Here is a 19794-nt window from a genome sequence, read left to right as displayed (position 1 = left end):
GCCACCAGCCCCACCCGCCCTGAACAAGGCAGCCGCACTGGCTGACGGGCTGAACAACGCCCGAACAATGCCGGGTGATAATGCACGCACGTCCCCGGGTGAAATGCGTAGCAACGCAGAAACGTCCAACAGTCCGTCATCATCCACGACGTACACATCCTGTCCGTCAGTACTGACCAGAGGTAAAGATGGCCGCCTGCGCTGCCCGGAGACTGCCTCGCCGGAAACGGGTAATAACGACAATCCGGGCGTCGCCCGTGTCACCGGCGTCAGACGGCTGGGCCTCGATCCTGATCTCTATATCCCGGTGGACCGCTATATCCCGTGTTCGATGATGTGGCGCTTCGTGTCCGATGTCGCGGGGCATATTTCCTGCCTGGTCAGTGAAGATGTTTACAGCGCCAGCAACCATGTGACGCTGATCCCGGCGGGAACGGTCGCCCGTGGCATCTACCGCACCGGGGCGCTGCAACACGGACGCAGCAGGATGTTTGTGCTGTGGACGGAGCTGCGTACGCCTGAGCCCGGCAGCCTGCAAATCCCGCTAACTGATACGCAGGCCAGCGGCCCGCTCGGCGAGGCGGGGATCTCAGGTTGGATCGACAATCACTTCTGGGAGCGCTTCGGCAAAGCCCTGATGCTCAGTACCGTGCAGGACGTGGCTGCGGCGGCGTCGGATGCTGCCCCGGGGAAAGACCGCAATACCGACTACACCGAAAACACCCGCGCCGCCACGGCGGAAATGGCGAAAACGACGCTGGACAACAGCATCAATATCCCGCCCACCCTTTACCTGAATCAGGGTGATGTCATCGGGATCATGACCGGCACCGACATTGATTTCTCATCCGTCTGGCAGCTACGACTGAAAAAGAGGTGGTATGAACGCTGAAAACCTGTCGCTGGATTTCATGAAAAAACAGCTGTTTGGTGAGTTTATTGCGCAGGACGGCCTGACGGAAATTGCCGTTAACCGGCCGGGTGAACTGCATACCAAAATTCGGGGGAAATGGCGAAGACATGAAGCCCCCATTACGCTGCGCCAGTGTTACGCCTTTGCCAGAGCGCTGGCGTCGTGGCAGGACGATAATATCGACGACACCTCGCCGATCCTTTCCGCCACGCTTGAATCAGGCGAGCGCATTCAGGCCATTATTCCCCCGGCCTGTGAGCGTAATACCGTGTCTATTACCCTGCGCAAACCCTCATTCGGGCAGAAAACGCATCAGTCATGGATTGATGCGGGATTTTATAACCGGGTGACCGGTAGGGAGCGAACGGAAGGCAAAGATGTTGAACTGACCCGCTACTATCAGAGTGAGGATATTCCCCGCTTTATGGAAAAAGCGGTGGAATACGGCAAGACGATTTTTATCGTCGGTGAAACCGGGTCCGGTAAAACCACCTATATGAAAACGCTGCTGCACTCGATTCCCCGGCACCTCAGGCTGACCACCATTGAGGATAATCCCGAAATCCGGCTCTATCACCACACCAATTATGTCCATCTCTTTTATCCAGCGGACGCCGGGGATAATGCCATTATCACGCCCGGCAGACTGATACGCGCCAATTATCGTATGAACCCTGACCGGATATTACTGGCTGAAATTCGCGGTCGGGAAGCCTGGGATGCCCTGAAAATCGTCGGTTCAGGGCATGAGGGATTGATAACCTCCCTGCATGCGGGCAGCCCGGAAGAATGTATCGAAGGGTTAATTGACCGCTGCTATGAAAACCCCGACTGCCGGAACATGCCTTTCGACGTGCTGTTACGCAAGTTGCTTAAGAGCATTGATGTGATAGTCAGCATTGATATTCACGGTGACATACGCCGGATGAGTGATGTTTATTTTAAACCCCTTCATCTCAATGACATGAGAGGTGTATTCAGCAAAGGACTCCAGTAAATAACATATCCAAATATGCTACCCTTGTTTAAATGTGAAGGTGACCGAAATGAAAAAAGTAATATCCTCCGCATTATTACTCAGCGCTATGGCGTCATATTCCACCTCCGTCATGGCCGCTGACGCCTGTGAAGTGGTGTTATGCATGTACGGTAAAGCCACCGGGAACGGCGGCGGCAATGAATGCCATTCGGCCGAACGAGCATTCTTTAACATCGTCAAAAAGAACAGGCACGGTTTTCTGCCGGACCATACTGCCGATGCCAGAAAATCGTTTTTACTTGAATGTGATTCGGCAGACCCCGCCATTATCAGCCAGATTATCAATAAATTTGGCCGCATGCGTGGTTAATTAGCGGAGGTTATCTTTATGACGAAACCGGGTTTTATTCAGCATCCCTGGACACATCAGCGCGGAGATTCCATGCGCGCAGCCTGTGTTATTGAGCACATTGAAAATGAGTCGATGCACGGATGCGGCCTTTATTATGAAATATATCACTACCGGGTTATATTCCGGTTATTGCAATTACTGCAAACGCTGAACGGCACCGACAGGATAACGCTGACAGAAGAAGCTAACCGTCGAGGGTTTACGCTTAATGAAACCAGCATTAAAGAAAGTCGTCAGTGTTATTCCGACATCATCAGGGAAATCCGCGAGAACCAATATTAACCCCTGCTATTATTTTATTCTCAGTTCTCAAACGACAGCGGAATATTTCAGCCGAATCAGGCTTAAGGCGTGGCGGTTTTCAGGTTTTTACGGTCTAGCACATTTTTCGCGAATTGAGGAGTGAAGAAATGCGGGCCGTAAAAATGAGGCAGCGGACAGAATTATTTTCGCGGGTTAAGGAGCGAAAATAGTTCAGGCACCGCGCCTCACCGGCAAACAGCCGCGCCCACGCGGATTTTGCCGGCCGGGGGGAGCCGAATAAATTTCGCCGCCCCAGCGAGCGAAAAGCTGTCGCCCACGACAGCGATTTATTTGGGGGGCACAGCCCCGCACACCGTCGCGGCTAAGTCTCCGGCCAAAAGCCGGTAGCGTGGCGCGACCACCCTCTTTAAAGGTCAGCTTCCCTTTTATTCCCGCTGCGAGGCACGAGCAAAGGGAAGAAAAAGGCGAAAGCGACCGTCTTAAAGGGGGTGGTCGCGCGTAGCGGGCGACGGTGTGCCGCCGTTGACGTCGGGGGTTTTGGCGCGGCGTCCAGCCGCGACATTACCCCCATGCGACAGGTAATAAGGGCGTCCAGCCCGCATGAACTGGCGCACGCCGTGACGTGCAGGGAAGCATGCTTTCCTGCATATGGCCGCACAGCGGCCACCATCTTTACCCCATACGCTCGCCCCGCCTTTTCGCCCTACACCGTGGGGCGAACTGATAGGGTGATGTCATGGGGCGAACCGCTGATGAAGGAGGCAACGTGATTTTGAATAAGCTGGCCGTTTCACTGTCGCCGATAGTGAATGGCGCGCTTAGCTTCATTGCTTTTATGCAACAGCATCAGCTGATGCTGGCGCTGTTATCAGGGCTGACGATGCCATTTTTCGCGTCGATGAAAAGCGATGAACGGCAAAAAGCCCCGCTGTGGCAAAAGCTGATGATTGCTTTTTCCCTGCTGTGTTTTCTTTGCGGTACGATGGCCCCGGTTGTTATCTGGATTTTCCAGTGGCTTTATAAAGGCCGTGTAGTCGCCAGCATTCCCGTTCCGGCATGGCCGGTGCTGATTGCCTTTACCGTAACGGGTTTTATTTTGCATATTCTGTTGCGCAGGGTATTAACCCCTGAATTAGACAAAATAAAGAAACGCCTCGTCAGAAAAACCACGCTTGAACGGGAATTACGCACCGATGTCCGTACGGTGAAATCACTGCTGCCGGAAACACTGCATTATGACCCGCTGGATTATATCGACCTGAACAAAGGGTTATTTATCGGCATGGACCGCGATGTTCAGCCGATGTATCTGCCGTTAAAAGACTGGCAAAAACAACACGCAGATATTATCGGCACCACCGGAGCGGGCAAAGGCGTTGCCACCGGAATATTACTCTATCAAAGTATTCTGGCCGGTGAAGGCGTATTTGTGATGGACCCCAAGGATGATGAATGGGCACCCCACCTTTACCGCAAAGCCTGCGAGGATGCAGGAAAACCTTTTGCCCTGATTGACCTGCGGAAACAACAATACCAGTTAAATCTGATTGAAGGCATCACGCCAGATGAACTGGAAGAATTGTTTGTTGCCGGTTTCAGCCTGGCGGAAAAAGGGCAGGAATCTGACTTTTATCGGATTGACGACCGGAAGGCGGCGCGGATAGCCGCGCAGTTTGTCACCCGTAATACGGCCTCAACCATTCGGGATGTGTATAACGGAGACTACGTTCAGGGTACTGCAGATAAGATAAAAGCCTTTTTCGGGAAAATTGAAGAGCTGGCTTTACTCAATGCCATTAATGCCCCCACTGGATTTTCGCTTAATACGATATTTAAGGAAGGCGGTTGCTGTTATGTGATTGGTTCAATGCGCAACAGCAAAATCATTACCACTCAGCGCATGCTGTTGGTACGCCTGTACCAGCTGGCAGAGAGGCGCGAGCGGGTGAAAGACGTGCCCCGCCCCATTGCTATTTATCTTTCCGAACTGAAATACCATTTATCCAGGCCCGCGCTGGAAGGTTTAGGCGCGGCACGCGATAAAGGCGTGCATATTATTATGGACCACCAGTCGATTGCCGATTTAAAAGACTGTCCGGCAGATTTGAAGGGTGACGCCGTTGTCGGCGCGGTCGTTGAGAACGCCAAATTCAAACTGGTTTACCGTGTCATGGACCCGGACACCGCGGAATGGGTGGCCAGGATGTCAGGCACCATATTAGTGGATGACGAGGTCCGCAAAGCGAAAACCGATGCCGTGCTGACAGAGACTATCGACGACGAACGCACCATCAGGCAGGCCGAGCGTTTCTTTACCGACAGCAATATGATCCTGAACCTACCCGATTTTGTCAGCTTCATCTTCACGACAAAAACTCTCCCCTCTGCTTCTCTGATTTCGCCCATCAGGGTGAAAAAACGCGAACTGGAGATCTGTGCCGTGTCGCCCGCGATTGCCGCCACCGCCACAACGGTAAACATCACCCTGGATTTTAGCGAGGAGGAAATCGCCCCCGGACCGGCATCAACGCCGGATATCACCACAACGCGGCCCGATCTTTTTTTTGATACGGACGAAAAAGACACAACAACACCGAATGCCGATAAAGAGTAAAACCCGTCATTGCTGGATTTTTAAAAGGGGGGAATGATGCTTATCACCGCATACCGCGAACGCCAGACGCGGCACCGCGAAAAAATACAACGACTGCTGAATTTCCTGAAAGAAGAAACGTACAGTGACTTTAAAACGCTGATGCTGCTGTTCGGCTTCAGAGACCATAAATCGCTATATTCCCTTCTTTCAAAAGTCGAGGGTATGGGCTTAATACAAAAACATGTCCTGGTATCGCGCACGATGAAAATTTCATTGTGGGGCATAACCAGTGACGGACTGGCCGTAGTGTTAACCTCCGACGATACACTTTTTCCGGCACGGTTTGAGCCGTCAAAAATCACCGGCTGGACACTGGAGCACCACCTTGATAATCAAACCGCCCGTATCATCCTTGAGCAAAAAGGCGCATCCGGATGGATAAACGGCGATCGCACAACCTTCCTCAGTCGTTATCAGACCAGCCACCGCCCGGACGGACTGATTACCCTGCCCGGCGGAACCGTGATCGCCATTGAGACCGAGCGCCGTCTGAAAACCAAAGCCCGTTACCAGTCGATCATCGCCAGCCATTTGCTGGCGCGGACCCATAAAAACTGGATTTACGTTTTTTATATCGTGCCGGACCCGCAGAAAAAACGCGGTCTTGAACGGCTGTTTGACAGCATCAGGCACGTGATCGTTAACCATCAGCACATCCCGCTGGAAACCCGCCACCGGAATGTCTTCCGCATCTATACACTCGACGAGTTGCAACGGCTCGATGTAAGTCACTGCATATAGTTGTTCTTTATCACCAACTGCCCCAACCCGCCCGCCAGCAGCGCAATGACCGGAAGTAATGCCCTACCTAAATACTCCCCCACCATCAGAACTGACAGGACTCCAGTATGAACAGAGAAACTGACCGACTTTCGGACGTACTAACTGAAATGAGCGCAAAAGCGTTGGTGACGTGGATGACACATTCTGCGTTACATGGCTTTCCGCGTGAAGCATTACTGGAACGCGGCAACGATTTTGTATATGCCTTACAAGCAAATTTTGTGCTGCTGCGTGATGTACTGTCAGAAACGCTGGAAGATATTGAGCAGCAGAGCCATGACCTCGAAGAAAGACTGAATAACCTGGAACAGCGGCTACTTGCGCTTCAGGTAGTTGCTGATAACCGGGAATAGCTGCCCATTCAGCCCTGTCCGCGTGATTTGCGTTATTCCACTGTAGAGACATGACTGTTCGGTGCTCGCCTGGCTGCGCTCCGCCTCACTCGTGTCTCTACAGCGTTACTGTTTTAAGCGGCCCTACACGCAAAGCCGCATTCCGTTGCGACTCCTTCCTGCTCAGATTTTATCCATCAAATAACGATGCGCTTTGGATGCCGCGCTGGCGGCCTTGAAAATATAGCGTTTGTCGTTCCTCAGTGCTTTCAGCCAGGAAGCAATATAACTTTCATGCTGAACCTCTCCGACAATCCCTAGGTCCGCCATTAGGAACGCGCTTCCAAGCTCGGCGATCAACTCCTCAAAAGCATAATCCTCACTGCCAAACTTCCCTTTCATTTCACGATTCAGCCGACTTTTGGCTCCACTCCAGTGAACCAGCTCATGCAGACCCGTAGCGTAGAAATTGGCAGCATCGCTAAAAAGACGACGTTCCGGTAAATGGATTTCGTCGGTTGATGGTGCGAAAAAGGCGTTCTGCCCCTTCGCAATGATGGTTGCACCACTGTTACGGAAAAGCGCTTCCGCCTGCGGTAACGGCTCAAAGGTCTCTGCCGGGAAAACGGCTTCATCACTCAGAGTCAAACCGTCAATTTGCTCAACATTAAACACGGTGAAAGTCTTAAGCATCGGAATATATTCAGTTTCTCCTTCGTTATTTTCCCTTTCCAACATGGTATAGAAAATAGCTGTTGTGCCGTGTTCTCCCTTACGTACCTGCCCGCCTTCCGCTTTTGCCTGTTTGTAGGTCATCCAACGCGAATCATTGAATCCCTGTTCTGACGCACTGCACCACAACAACATGATATTCATTACACTGTAACCCATACCAGTTGCGTAATTGGACGGTAAACCCGACATACCAGGGGTACGCTGCCACGGACACGCCCAGGGTTTAACACCAGTTTCCAGTGCCGCAATGATGCTGTCAGTGACGGTCTGATAAATATCAGTTTTGGTTCTGGTAAATTTCGTTTTTGAGGAGCCTGACGGGTCCAGCGGGGATACGCTGGTCGCCGCTGCGGTGTTAGGGGCGCTAGCCTGGGTATGCAGGGAAATAGTCATGATTTTTTCTCCGTCAGTGGTGTGATTTTCGTCTTCGTATCGCCTGACGGTTCGCTTTCCCGACATCGTTCCGGCCCGCAAGGGCGCAGAATGCGTGCTATTTACCCTTGCGGGACGGGTTGTGTTGGGAAACGATTAGCCGGAAGCTGATACGGGAACGAAAAGCACACGGAAGGAAAAGATATGATCTACATAGCCGGGCGTAGCGCCCCTTGGTTCGCAGCGGTGAAATGGGTTGAAGGTTGTGATTTAGAAATTGAATTTCACTGTATAACTTCAGACCTGATGTAGCAGTGTTCTGAGGTAGAACACACTCAAGTCTGACACTCATCTTTAACGAAAGCGGACATTAGAGAGTACACACTAGGCATAAAGCTACGCCAAAAGGGTATATCTCTTGAAGAAAATGGAATGACTATATCGATAAGCGTTAAGTGAACGCCGTATTGACGGTTATTTATCGGTGAGAACCACGTTCCATGGCAGCAATTCGGCCACTTTATTTGTAGACGCCTTCGGCAGTACGCCAGGATATGGTGCAGATAAGCCTCAGGGTCAATACATTGAGTTTGCATGTGCCTATCAGCCCATAAAGCAGTGCGCCGCGCTTACCGCCATTGTCACTACCGAAGAATATATAATTCTTTTCCCCAGACAGACCTCTCTCAGCGCCCGCTCCGCATCATCATTATCAGGTTCCACCGGCCCGTCATCGCAGTAATAACACAGAGCACCCCACTGATTGAGCGCATAAGCGAACGCCACCCCCAACCGGGATTTCTACGACAGTGTCGCGCTTTTCTCTATCAACCACTTATGCAGCGAAGCCAATTGCGGTTTGCTCGGGGATTGCCTAGAAGCTAGGCGCTCTGATGCCGGGAGCCCGCGTATTTCTGGCCTCAGCCTTATTTGAGGTCATGATAAAATCCCACATATTCAAGTGCTGACTTTTCAAGGGATTATCTTATAGGATCAGTTGCCTTCCTGTTGGCGCGTAACTTAAAGCTCATCAATTCAGCTTATGAGTTTTTTATTATTTATTCTTATAGCTCTGCGATTGATACCTGATCAAAAGAGTAGTATCAATTGTCTCCTTCTAAATAAAGCATGCTATATAGAGTTTGAACTTTAATCTATTGAGATTGGATACATAGAGTTTGATGCACCTTTCAAATAAACTCCAAACTTCCAATCGATAGTATAAATTAGGAATATTCATCGGTATTGTTTTGAGAGGTTTATTACCCCTCTCAAAATGTTTTCTAGTTATCGCAATAAATAATTGGAACAGCATTAGCCTCTTTTACAGCATGAGAAAAAGAAGACAAGATCCATAGCAGTTGAATCACATGAGGCTTAACCGGTTTTTTTCTTCGCAAATTAATGAACTCGCGCTCTATCTCTTTTTTGGATAAAAATGAACAGCTAAGAATGCATTTTCTATGCAATTTAACATCCTTAAAAAGGTCGTCAAGGTATTTTTTAATGTTTTTAGTGTCACCTTTTCTTACCTTTTTTATCTTGGTTGATACTGACTTTTTATTGTAAACTCCAGTATAATTTTTATTAAATTTTGTTTTTAATTTAACAGTAAAATCAGCAGTATTAAAATACATATATCCAAGATTTTTTATACCCTGACCAACAACGTCATGAAGTTTACTTGCTGATGTGCTTTTGTCACCATGCTTTGAATGAATGAAACAAATGCATGAATCCGCTTTATTAAATGTGATATGGTCTGCCCACTCATTCCCTAAGTCATCGCAAAAGATGTAATCATCCCCACTATGAATGTTTTCCACCACATCAAACATGGAATCATTAGAGAACTTATCCATTCCTTTTAAAAGCAAACCTTTCTCACTTAAGACGTTTTTTATATTAGCTTTAGGGACAAGCATTTCTAATATGTTATTGATTTCCGATATGCCTGAAGAGTCTTCGAAACAATTACCCATAAAATACATATAGCATGGGTCAGTAAACGTAATGCTGTAGAAACCATTTTTAAAGATAAAACTTTGCAAAGTTATATCTTTAGAGTTGTACGAAACTTTTATTTTTTTTAGAACAGTAGAGTCAATCGTTAGTGTTTTGTTGTTTTTTCGTATCTTAGCCTTACCAAGCGGCACTTGAATAGTCAAGTCGGATTTTATTTCATAAACTTTTTCAAGTTTACGAAGCAACCGATTTACTTGTATTTCATTTAGAATGCAATCGGATCCATCAGGCAATTTGTATTTCAGTATGGCGCCTTCCGATTGTAACTTTTCATATAATGAAGTACTTTCTATTAATAAGGCACTTGGCACAGTAGATCTTAAAACCTCACTTAAATCTTTTTGTTTTGCAAAAGAATTGAGGAAGTCCTTAACCCCTCCACCTTGCCTTATCAGACAAAGTTGATTATAAGACCATGTCGCAATTTCATCGAAATTAACTCTCTGTGATGCCTCTACCAATCGTCCTGAACCAGAGATTGTCTTAATTATTGCACCTTGCCTAAGTTTTAAGTAGTAAGGTATTGACCTACCAGCAGCATGAGTAGAGTAAGAACCTTTAAGATCTGCTGATTCTGCAGATCTATTTCTGATTGCCTTATCTGAATTAGTTATTGTTCTTGTGGATATTTTTTGGAATAAAACATCAGAATCATTAAAGGTGCTAGCCAATAAATTACTCGATACTAAATTAAAACTTCTTTCAATATCATCTGAAATATTTGCACAGCTTTTCTTTATTATTGCCACACTATTATCAAACTCAAGAATTAATATAAAAGCATAAATTTTATCTTGGTAGTTCTCTCCGCCCTCGATCTCCCCAATAAAATACACTGGCTTGAGTGTTGGGAAGATTCGCAATGAATATTTATAAGGGATATCATTTTCAATTAATCTTTTGTCAATTCTAAACTCCTCTAATAGGTAATCACTACCAGGTTCAATATTGTCATCTGCAGCATCCAAAATATTAGTTATTTCAACGTCTGTTATTGTTCTGTTTCGATTGTCTTCTGGTATTATTAAGTTATAGAATTGAATGTTTTTTGTAAGCTCTAATCTATCAATCATCATAAAACTCCTGTTAGTATTTGGCACATTTTTATGATTGTACATTCCCTTATAAATCACACCATTAATATCTATCTATCATAAGGTTGAACAGGCGAATCGCTAATGGAAGATTGCTCTTACCGACGAGGTTCTCGCCCAACAAGACTATGTTGCCCGTCAGAGGGATATTAACTGTCTCAAAATCACGAAAGTTGAGTATCTTTAAATTTGCAAAACACATAACAACCCCTATAAATCAACCTATCAAATCTAGCCATCATATTTTTACTAAATTTATTGCATTGGCACAGCACTGCAGCAAGTTATAGTTAATGCCTCAATTGGATTTATGTTCCAGCGTTCACATTCTCATGCAGAGCCAAACCTTATCTTCTCCAGACCTACTTACAAATCTTTCGCCTGCCTAGACGTCGTTGTTCCAGTTAAACCTTCATTACTTCAGTCACCGGATAGTAGCTATCCCCGCCAACATAGCACAGTGTTCTTACGCTCAGAAATAAGTTCGCTGTAGGCTCAAATTTGCGTCTTGCCATTATTTCTGGGGTGTTATCCAGCTTGTTGGAATAAGTTTTACGCCATTACGCCAGCGATCAGAGACTGCAGCCTGAAACCAGTCATCTTTAAGGTCTGCATGGTCCATAACTATTATCTGTAAATCAGGGGCGAGCGTTTTAGCAGCGTGGTTGATTAGGCTGAACAGCCGATTTACAGCGTTCTGATCTTCATTCTTCAGAGCGTCAATAGACCCATCATTATCTTTTTCAGGTGGATAATGCGCCTGCGATGGCTGGTCGAGAATTAGAAATCCTGGCACGGGGCGTTTTTTTTGACGGAACCAGCGATGAAGGGCCAGATGAGCCAAAATATGGTAGCCGACCCAATTTTCCCCGCTGCCCATACGGAAAAGTGGTACCGGTCCGTCCAAGGTATCTGCCACAACGGTGAGTTTGCGGATATCTAGACGCAGGTTGCTTCCCTGATGTTCTAGATCGAGAAGTTCCGAATATTCAGTCATATAACGGCCGATTATATTGAGGAAGGCCGCAAGTTTCTCTCGTACAGCAGTCGGATCCAATTTTTTTTCAAGGAAACTTACAGTTAATTGCTGATTTTCTAACCGGGTGCGAAGACCCGAATACTGCTCTGCATCGCTGACAGTTTCAAGATACTGTGCGATTTTCCCCAGAGTCCGCGCCTGCAGCATAAAGTTTTCCTGCTGTACTCGCAGATATTCAGCTTGTTGGATGCAATCACTGATTTTTTTCTGATTCTCTCGAAGATTATTGAGGAGAGTATTTTCCTGTATTTGGAGGGCTGCTAAGCGCTTCTGGAGCCTTGGATTTTCTGCTTCTACCGCCTCAAGTTGTCGGCTCAATTCATTGAGTGAATGGTTGAGTTGAGCAACAGAAGGAGGAATGTTTTCGAGGTGACTTTCGCAAAGAGGACAAAGCTGCGATACCTCTGAGGACTTTATCAAATTCACTACGCTGAGTCTTGCACGCTGCTCCCGCGCCTCTCGCTCATAGCCGGTTGATTCTGAGGTAAACGCCCGCGTTTCACGAATCTCGCTATTCAGTCTCTCAAGCTCAGTACGCATCCCTTGACGTTCTGAGCGCAGTCGCATCAATATGTCATCATGATCACTTACTACAACTGCATCTGAAAATACTCCTCGCTCGCTCAAGCTTTGGAGCAGAGTCATGCAGGCCTCATAGTTTACAACTACGGTTCGATCGTCGGTAAGCCCTGCCATTTTAGCTTCTTCAAGAAGAGCTTTTGCACGCGGAAATGTGGCGTCATCCAGCGATTCAGCTTCCCGTACCAACCTTTCAAGCTGACGCAGTAGTTTTCGCGCATCGTCCAATTGGGCTTGCTGTAAGAGCCGCTCTTCATCCATTGCGCCAAGAAAATAAGGAAAGGTGTCCCGGATAGCCTGCGCTATAAAACCATCATCTTGGCGATGAAACAGACGCTGTTTGTTATCAATGTCGTTCTGATCCTGGAAACAAAAAAGAAGCGAGTGGCGGAAATTTGCCTCCAGAGAGGGTCGCGTAGGACTCGGGGGACGGTGTTCGTTTTCATTAATGCCGATTGCCGTTCCCAGAAATTTCTCCACAGCGTTGACTGTAGTGTTTTTGTGGAGAGTTGCGCCATCGGGAATCGACAGGGAGCTCCCTCGGGCAATATAGATGTCGCCGTGAGACTGTGTACCGGCATCTGGATTGCGTCGCGCGATAAAGATTTGGCTATCATTCAGTTGAAAAAGGATCCCATACCATTGCGTACATTTGCGGATAACGCCATCGGCTACGTAACATTCGCTTCGCCCGGTAACGTAATCAATAATATCAATTATTGCTGATTTACCCGTTTTGGATGCGCCGGTCAAGATGTTCAGTTGACCGGGATGAAGGGTGATTTCACGACGTTCTCCCCCGTGGTTGTAAATCACAAGGCTGGCTATCTGAAGACTCATGGCGCTATCCCCCATGCAGCATAAATAGTCGCTGTTGTACCAGCTGCTGCGAGCCAACGCCCCAGAAATGCCGCACGCTCAATGCATTCTCCGGCTTCCTGAGTAAGCAGCGGCGTTCGTTTTTCTGTAGGTGGGAGCAGTTTAGCTCCTTTCTTTAAGTCACCATTTTCATCCAAGCAAAGAGCGCTTTGCCTTGTGCCAAATAATATGCTCTCACGGGTAATACCGTTTAGCCGCCTGACTCTGTCGGGGAAATTAATCATCGTATCTCGGTTGTCCTGGCACCATGCCATTAGTGACGTTACGGTTGTAGCAGGCAGAGCCTTGCGTGTTTTCTGATGAAGAATTATCGGAAGGATTATAAAGGCTAGTGCAAAGGGTAAAGAGCAACCGGTCTTTTTATTGAATTCTGACGATGTATTGGCTATAAGCAATACGCAGAAAGCTGGGTTGAAGAGGTAGCTCTCCTCTATGGGACGGGAAGACCAAGGCTCCATCATCAATCCTCTCCTTTCTGTTCATCACTATTATTCTGCATGAAGTCAGGGTGCCACCCCACTGCGTATCGGTTAGCCAAAATATGGTAGCTTCCGTGGGTAAGAAACCGCTCTCGTAGGCTGCGGAGAGGAAAACATGCCTGCTGTTCTGCCCATGTGAACAGGTCCTTTCCAGAACGTATACGATCGGACTCATCACTATCAGGTAATAAATCGTCTTTCTGTGCGGCGAATCGTGGTTGCCAAGCCTCTATCAGGTCTTGCTCGAACGTTTTAAGCTCATCATTAAGCAATAATTCTTCTCTTACCCATTTTGAGCGTTGCTCTGAAGCTCGGTAATAATCACGGATGGCATACTCAATACGGGCCGAACCGAGATTTATCTTTCGCAATTGATTGACAAAGGGTCGACTATCTAGCTGAGCGATCACTTCTTGAGGAGGAGAAAATGACCGAAAATCTACAGGTAATGAGGAACGTCGAAACTCCTCTCGCAGTTCATCAATGCGGGATTCAATAGCCAGCACTGGGATGCTGCCCACCTCATTGCCGCTGAGCATACGTATCACTTGGTCGAACCACCAGCCTTCTAAACGCTCGGTGAAAATTTCGATATGCTGTCTTCCTACAGCACGGTGCAACTGCCGGTAAATATCTTCTTTAACATCAGTAATCGAAGGAGATCTATCAAGTACATATATTGATCTTAACAGAGCAAATCGAGCCTCCTCCGGTAAGAGCTTATAGGCGTTGAAAGCTTCTTGTAGCGCGCGGTTATTTGAACTGTTTGCAGTCGTGAGTAACAAAAAATCGGCTTGAGCCTCGTTACGACTTTCTGTTCGTAATAGAAAAGACGCCGAATTCGAAGGTGCCAAACCAGTTGTTATTAGGAAGTGACGAGTTCTTGAGAAACCGCCACTATCGGTGGCTACACTTTTTATCCAGATGAGTAGCGTTTTCCAAAGGTCAGCGCTGCTGTCAGTCAGCTTTCCAGTTTTGGCTTTATGATGTTTGGTCTGGATAAGATGAATCGGTAAGCCGTTTGCCTCAAAAGCTATATCATCAAACTTTTCAATTGAAATCCTGAACTCTGGTGAATCCAGAGTAGCTTCCAGTCCTTTTAGCAATGCGTAGCGACACTGATACAGATAGCCAGTGGCCGACGCGCTGGCCTCATGCGCGTTACTCATCCCGTCACTCCGTTAATTTATCGATAATATTTTCTAACTGAAATCCAATCAATTTACTACTGTCAACACCCAGGATTCTGAAAAATATTTTATGAGGGGAACCCTAGATAGCCTAATCAGTCCAAGTACAACATCCGCCCCTTATGTAAGCAACTTCCACTCTTAGTATGTGCAGACTGTTAGACCTCTTTGCTCTCTTAGGATAGATTCCTCGATGCTCTCGTTAGTTATGCTAACGTTTAGGGTTAAACCATAGTAACGATCACCACATTCCGAGGATTGCTCAACCTGATTTATTCAATCCGCAACTATTGGTGGTCATTTTGGTGGTCTTGACAGGATGAATGACCTGCTCCCCGTTGATTAGTACACCCGATGTTAGTAATGTCTTCATAAGCCACATGAGGACATCCCCATGAAGAAGCGTTTTTCCAACCAACAGATCATTAGTATTCTCCGCGAGGCTGAAGCCGGAGTAACGTCGAAGAACTTAAAGTGATGACGTGAGGCAACTTTTGGGTTGGAAGAAAATTGCAGCTTGCGGCCGTCGCACAGAGGGTTTAATCCACCTCTCTCAGAAAGACCTGGCATAAGAATACGGAGCTTTTGAATGCTATATCCACGTTGGTGCGACATAACTATCCAAGAGCAAGACAACAAGCAGCTATGGCGCTTGTCCGAACGCGATGGAGGAAGGGCTGCTATCGAAGCTACCCTAACTACTCGGATCCGAGCTCACTACGACAATTTGGACGAAATAGCTGAAGACGTCCGTGAGTTGGGATACCCAGGCGCGGCTGCAATTTTGGCTGAGCGCATGCCGCGCTCCACCCGAGCACGTTCGGGAGAGCTTGGCGAGATCCTCGCGACCGAGTTGGTCGAAGAACATCTTGAATTCGAGGTTCCGATCCGTCGCCTGCGATACAAAGATGGTCGAGAGATGGCGCTGCGCGGCGACGATTTCGTCGGTCTAAAGCTCGATGACCAACAAAAATTGCACTACTTAAAAGGCGAGTCTAAGAGTCGTGTAAACCTTGCCAACGCCACCATCTCTGAGGCACGAAAAGCACTGTCCAGAGACGATGGCAGACCTACGGCAACGTCCCTTCTCTTCGTCGCGGATCGACTCATGGAGGGTGAAGGCGAACGACGGCAGATGGGTAGACGGATTCGTAATGAAGTCGCCAGTCGATCTGCGCCCCAAGGGCGAACCAGTCACATGCTGTTCACCTTGTCGGGCAACGCCACGCCTCAGGCACTGTACGACGATCTCGCAGCGGCGGATCTGGTTCGTCCCCATCTTTCTGCAAATTTGCGCATAGAAGACCATCAGGCCTTCATTCTGGCCTGCTACGAGAGGGCTCTGGCACTTGGAAACGACTGAAGAACTGACTGCATTCCTGCTCGACATCACACAAGACGGATATCGAGGTCGCTTGCAGGCCCGGGGTCAAGCAAGGGCTCTTATTCGCCATGAAGGAAACTTGCCACCAGACGCTCCAGCCTTCAGCGAAGGGATCGACTCCGATCTTGCGGACTATGGCTTCTCAGTACTACGTGCTTCCTTGGCGCTACGCGAGCTTGAAGGTGATGCAGTGACTTGGCGAAAAGGCTTCGTACAGGCAGGTGGGGCCTTTGAGGCATTGGTTCAGAACGGGTCACAGGCCGACGCATCTCGAGGGTTCTATCGAACAGTGGGGGCTGCTTCCTATCACTTGGCCAACTACTCTGCGCTGGCATTTTCGCTTCTGTCGCAATTACAGGCCGATCAGAATCGTTCGCCTGCCGAGGATGCTCTCGCGCTCCTAATCGTGCGTGATCTTCAAGGCTTGGTTCAACGTGCGAGGGAGTGGCTTAGCAGCCCAGCGAACCGAGATGAGGGAATCGCCAGAGCTGCGGCCGAGGGAGCGCTTGACCCCGACGATATCGTTTCGCGTGTAGCGACGTCGACAATGTTCAGAGCATTGGTGTTCTTTGAGTTTGCCCTGCAAACCGGCCAAGAGTCCCTCGTTGTAGAAGCTCGCAACCTGCTGAAACGGGCGATTTCGTTGACCAAAGCGGCCAGCGCGGTGTCACTCTGGTGGATTCTTCGAATCACCGTGAACCTGATAGATGATCTTTGGGCAAGCAGTCTGCACAAGGTTCTGCCCTCCGAAGGGCCACTAGGCTCGCAAGACTACGCACAACTTCGGAAGCTTTTTGTCTCTGAGTTGTACTGCAGGAGGTCATCTGAGGTCGAATTGTGGCCTTCTCAACTTCTGGCGGCACAGCGAGCCGTCGATGTCTCCGACGACCTAGTGGTCGCGCTCCCCACGAGCGCGGGCAAGACGCGGATTGCAGAGATCGCTGCGTTGATGGCTCTGGCGTGTGGTAAACGCGTTTTGATAGTCACGCCACTCAGGGCTCTGTCCGCTCAGACCGAGCGCTCCTTCCGCAAGACATTCACACCTCTTGGATTTTCCGTCTCGTCGCTGTATGGAAGCAGCGGTGTAGCAGGAAATGACGAGGATGCGCTCCGGGAACAGAACATCGTCATAGCCACCCCAGAAAAGTTGGATTTTGCTTTGCGGAACGACCCCGACATCATCAATGATGTCGGCTTGATCGTCCTAGACGAAGGACATCTGATTGGTCCAAGTGAACGCGAGATCCGCTATGAGAATCTGGTGCAACGGTTGCTGCGGCGCACTGACCATGGCGACCGGCGGATCGTTTGTCTTTCGGCAATTCTGCCGGCAGGCGATCAGCTCAACGATCTGACTGCATGGATTCGCAGTGATGCGCCTGGCGATCCGATCCAGTCCAGTTGGCGCCCTACGCGTCAGCGCTTTGGCACTCTGTCTTGGCTCGGAAATTCTGCGCGGCTGAGCTTCGACCTTGAGCCAAATGGCCCTTTCATTCGACACTTTGTGCCAGAGGTCCCACCCATTCGCCCTCGTCGTACGGCATTTCCAAAGGACAACAAGGAGCTAACTCTCGCAGCGGCATGGAAGTTCTCTGAGCAAGGAAAGAGAGCTCTCGTATTTTGCACCCAACGAGATCATGTTGAAGGATTTGCCGAGACGGCCCTGGACCTGCAGCGACGAGGCTTTCTGCCATCTCTGCTTGCCAACGCCCAAGAGGTTGAACGTGCCATGGCCGTAGGTAGGGAGTGGCTAGGCGCGGAACATCCTGCAGTACGCTGTCTGGCCATCGGCGTTGCGATTCATCATGGTCGTCTTCCCGGCCCCTTCCTGCGGGAAGTGGAGACACTACTTGCCGCAGGCGTTCTACGCGTTACCGTGGCGTCACCCACCTTGGCGCAGGGACTGAACCTCAATGCAGCGGTACTCCTGATCCCAAATCTGTACAGGGCGGGCACTCTGATCACGGGTGAGGAGTTTGCCAACGTTGCTGGCCGCGCCGGGCGCGCATTCGTGGATCTCGAAGGACTCGTGATCCACGTAATGCATCAGCCAGAAAATTGGCGCCACCAGCGATGGAGAGAGTTGGTCACGTCGGCCAAGGCTCGGTCACTCTCAAGCGGCATCATTGTCGTGGTCAACGAGGTCATACGGCGCCTCGCGACGTCGGGTGTTTTTGCGCGTGGGGATGCCATGGATTACCTGTCTAGCACGCAAGATGCTTGGTTCCCGGATGCTGTAGATGGTGAGATGGAGTCAGACTCAATGGAGAGCCTCATCGAGCGGTTGGATACAACCGTCCTTGGGCTCGTCGAAGCGCTTGACGCGCAAAGTGCGGATCTACCAAGGCTGCTCGATGAAGCCCTTGCGGGTTCACTTTGGGCAAGGCAAATCGCTCACCTTGACGGCGCCGAAAAGCAGAAGCAAGTGTGGATTCTCCTCAGTAGAGCACAGCTCATTTGGAACAAAACAACGGTCGAGCAACGCAAAGGTCAGTTCGCGATGGGAGTGGGCCTAGAATCGGGCCTTGCCATCGACGCGTTGGCTGTCGTGCTGACTGAGCTTCTTGACCGTGCCGATGCAGCCGCCCTCGCCAGTGACGCAGATGCCCTGATCGCTGCTCTCATTGGAATGGGAGAGCGGCTTCTTGCGATCCGTCCCTTCGTTCCAGATGACCCACTGCCGGCGAACTGGAGAGACTTGCTGGGAGCTTGGGTGCGAGGGCAAGACGTAGCAGCCATCGGCCAAGAGGGAATGCGCTTCGTGGACGACGCATTTGTCTATCGCCTGGTTTGGGCGATTGAAGCCATCCGGATGAATCGGCGCATCAATGGAGGCGAATCAGAACTACCCGTCGAAGGAGCTGCTGCCGCCTGCCTGGAAGCTGGACTACCGTCCAACGCCATGGCCATGCTTGTTCGGGCCGGACTGCCCTCGCGGGTGGCCGCCAAGATAGCCGTGGAGCAACTCGCGCCCGCCTTCACGAATCGCGCGGAAATGAAAACCTGGTTACGATCGGAAGAAGTAGCAGGCTTCGACCATGTTCCTGGATGGCCCACGCTTGAGACTCATGCAATCTGGCAGCAGTTTCGGCACGACGTTGTGTCAAGCGTAGATGGCAGGTGGGCGTCGCAGGAGTGGACGATGCAATGGGCAACAGACTCAACAGTGCCTCTGCGTATTGAAGTTGATCCGCAAGATGGACAAGTGTCGATAGCGACGCCAGATTTTTCACAGCTCACAACAATCAGACAGAGGCTTCAGGCGGAACTACCGAGCCTGCTTGAAGTTGAATCTCTACAGAGCGGAACGAGTGTCACCATCCGCCGTATTGGAAAAGGCGAGGCGCGTTGGGTGGATAAGGACTGATAGCTTTTTTGTGTAGATGGTACGTAAAATCAGCCACTGCTCCGAAAACGACACGGAGCCTGCTCCGGCCACAATGACCTGATCCAGCATACGCACCTCAACTAGCCCCAGGGCTTCCTTGACCACTTCACGCGGATACACCGATGCACTGTCGATGGTGCCGTGGAACATCTCCCGGTGCTCGATCAGCCGGTGGCGCGTATCCAGAAACAGCACCGCAAAGACTTCATGCTCAAAACCTGCCAACTTGCTGCGCAGGTATTCCTTGACCAGCGCCGTGGAACTAAAACGGGTGCACTTAAACTCTGACTA

Annotated in this window: 16 protein-coding genes; 9 read left to right on the top strand and 7 right to left on the bottom strand. The window is 49.5% G+C overall.

What is annotated here, in order from left to right:
- The 7 genes from virB10 to F0319_RS17960 form a co-directional block, all read left to right on the top strand.
- Positions 1 to 892: VirB10/TraB/TrbI family type IV secretion system protein (virB10, locus tag F0319_RS17995; RefSeq protein ID WP_149367486.1), on the top strand; the 892-nt coding region annotated here is incomplete at its 5' end.
- Positions 882 to 1910, top strand: a complete 1029-nt coding sequence (gene virB11 / locus F0319_RS17990) for a P-type DNA transfer ATPase VirB11 (RefSeq protein ID WP_149367485.1) — start codon at positions 882 to 884, stop codon at positions 1908 to 1910. The genes virB10 and virB11, both read left to right, overlap by 11 nt.
- A 49-nt stretch (positions 1911 to 1959) precedes the next feature.
- Positions 1960 to 2262: a TrbM/KikA/MpfK family conjugal transfer protein gene (locus tag F0319_RS17985; protein ID WP_032699259.1), complete on the top strand. Its 303-nt coding sequence runs from the start codon at positions 1960 to 1962 to the stop codon at positions 2260 to 2262.
- 18 nt (positions 2263 to 2280) lie between these two features.
- Positions 2281 to 2586, top strand: a complete 306-nt coding sequence (locus tag F0319_RS17980; RefSeq protein ID WP_032699258.1) for a hypothetical protein — start codon at positions 2281 to 2283, stop codon at positions 2584 to 2586.
- Between the two features lie 748 nt (positions 2587 to 3334).
- Entirely contained in the window at positions 3335 to 5182 is a 1848-nt protein-coding gene (locus F0319_RS17970) for a type IV secretory system conjugative DNA transfer family protein (RefSeq protein WP_095032939.1), read from the top strand.
- A 36-nt stretch (positions 5183 to 5218) separates the two neighbouring features.
- Positions 5219 to 5965, top strand: coding sequence for a MobC family replication-relaxation protein (gene mobC, locus F0319_RS17965; protein WP_095032938.1), 747 nt, complete (start codon positions 5219 to 5221; stop codon positions 5963 to 5965).
- A 107-nt stretch (positions 5966 to 6072) separates the two neighbouring features.
- A complete protein-coding gene (locus tag F0319_RS17960; RefSeq protein WP_085802827.1) occupies positions 6073 to 6360 on the top strand; it encodes a hypothetical protein in 288 nt (95 codons plus the stop codon).
- Between the two features lie 162 nt (positions 6361 to 6522).
- Here the strand turns inward: F0319_RS17960 and F0319_RS17955 are convergent, their stop codons facing one another.
- The 6 genes from F0319_RS17955 to F0319_RS17930 form a co-directional block, all read right to left on the bottom strand.
- Positions 6523 to 7467, bottom strand: coding sequence for an ArdC family protein (locus F0319_RS17955; RefSeq protein ID WP_149367484.1), 945 nt, complete (start codon positions 7465 to 7467; stop codon positions 6523 to 6525).
- 582 nt (positions 7468 to 8049) lie between these two features.
- Positions 8050 to 8238: an IS66 family transposase gene (locus F0319_RS22570; protein WP_354532089.1), complete on the bottom strand. Its 189-nt coding sequence runs from the start codon at positions 8236 to 8238 to the stop codon at positions 8050 to 8052.
- 491 nt (positions 8239 to 8729) lie between these two features.
- Positions 8730 to 10547 (bottom strand): hypothetical protein, encoded by a 1818-nt coding sequence (locus F0319_RS17945; RefSeq protein ID WP_227676595.1) that lies wholly within the window; start codon positions 10545 to 10547, stop codon positions 8730 to 8732.
- Positions 10548 to 11079: 532 nt separating this feature from the next.
- Positions 11080 to 13023 carry a DUF3732 domain-containing protein gene (locus tag F0319_RS17940; RefSeq protein ID WP_157738361.1) on the bottom strand — a complete coding sequence of 648 codons (1944 nt, stop codon included), beginning with the start codon at positions 13021 to 13023 and terminating at the stop codon, positions 11080 to 11082.
- Positions 13020 to 13523: a three component ABC system middle component gene (locus tag F0319_RS17935; RefSeq protein WP_085802825.1), complete on the bottom strand. Its 504-nt coding sequence runs from the start codon at positions 13521 to 13523 to the stop codon at positions 13020 to 13022. Before F0319_RS17935 ends, F0319_RS17940 begins: the two co-directional genes overlap by 4 nt.
- Positions 13523 to 14710 (bottom strand): ABC-three component system protein, encoded by a 1188-nt coding sequence (locus F0319_RS17930; protein WP_064793689.1) that lies wholly within the window; start codon positions 14708 to 14710, stop codon positions 13523 to 13525. Before F0319_RS17930 ends, F0319_RS17935 begins: the two co-directional genes overlap by 1 nt.
- A gap of 610 nt (positions 14711 to 15320) precedes the next feature.
- Between F0319_RS17930 and F0319_RS17925 the strand changes: the two genes are divergently transcribed.
- Entirely contained in the window at positions 15321 to 16094 is a 774-nt protein-coding gene (locus F0319_RS17925) for a Hachiman antiphage defense system protein HamA (protein ID WP_085802824.1), read from the top strand.
- Positions 16081 to 19482 (top strand): DEAD/DEAH box helicase, encoded by a 3402-nt coding sequence (locus F0319_RS17920; protein WP_085802823.1) that lies wholly within the window; start codon positions 16081 to 16083, stop codon positions 19480 to 19482. Before F0319_RS17925 ends, F0319_RS17920 begins: the two co-directional genes overlap by 14 nt.
- On the opposite strand, the gene F0319_RS17915 is transcribed toward F0319_RS17920, so the two are convergent.
- A complete protein-coding gene (locus F0319_RS17915; protein WP_085802822.1) occupies positions 19411 to 19755 on the bottom strand; it encodes a JAB domain-containing protein in 345 nt (114 codons plus the stop codon). The two genes, F0319_RS17920 and F0319_RS17915, sit on opposite strands and share 72 nt — an antisense overlap.
- Positions 19756 to 19794 lie beyond the last annotated feature (39 nt).

Origin of the sequence: Enterobacter vonholyi, assembly GCF_008364555.1 — a bacterium.
GTDB classification, from domain to species: Bacteria; Pseudomonadota; Gammaproteobacteria; order Enterobacterales; family Enterobacteriaceae; genus Enterobacter; species Enterobacter vonholyi.
Note: the sequence above shows the minus strand (reverse complement) of the source record. Positions and strands in the feature narration are given on the sequence as shown.

Coding starts and splice junctions, on each gene's coding strand:
- virB11 (WP_149367485.1), top strand. CDS start 882: ATGAACGCTGAAAACCTGTCGCTGGATTTCATGAAAAAACAGCTGTTT.
- F0319_RS17985 (WP_032699259.1), top strand. CDS start 1,960: ATGAAAAAAGTAATATCCTCCGCATTATTACTCAGCGCTATGGCGTCA.
- F0319_RS17980 (WP_032699258.1), top strand. CDS start 2,281: ATGACGAAACCGGGTTTTATTCAGCATCCCTGGACACATCAGCGCGGA.
- mobC (WP_095032938.1), top strand. CDS start 5,219: ATGCTTATCACCGCATACCGCGAACGCCAGACGCGGCACCGCGAAAAA.
- F0319_RS17960 (WP_085802827.1), top strand. CDS start 6,073: ATGAACAGAGAAACTGACCGACTTTCGGACGTACTAACTGAAATGAGC.
- F0319_RS17955 (WP_149367484.1), bottom strand. CDS start 7,467: ATGACTATTTCCCTGCATACCCAGGCTAGCGCCCCTAACACCGCAGCG.
- F0319_RS17945 (WP_227676595.1), bottom strand. CDS start 10,547: ATGATGATTGATAGATTAGAGCTTACAAAAAACATTCAATTCTATAAC.
- F0319_RS17940 (WP_157738361.1), bottom strand. CDS start 13,023: ATGAGTCTTCAGATAGCCAGCCTTGTGATTTACAACCACGGGGGAGAA.
- F0319_RS17935 (WP_085802825.1), bottom strand. CDS start 13,523: ATGATGGAGCCTTGGTCTTCCCGTCCCATAGAGGAGAGCTACCTCTTC.
- F0319_RS17930 (WP_064793689.1), bottom strand. CDS start 14,710: ATGAGTAACGCGCATGAGGCCAGCGCGTCGGCCACTGGCTATCTGTAT.
- F0319_RS17925 (WP_085802824.1), top strand. CDS start 15,321: ATGCTATATCCACGTTGGTGCGACATAACTATCCAAGAGCAAGACAAC.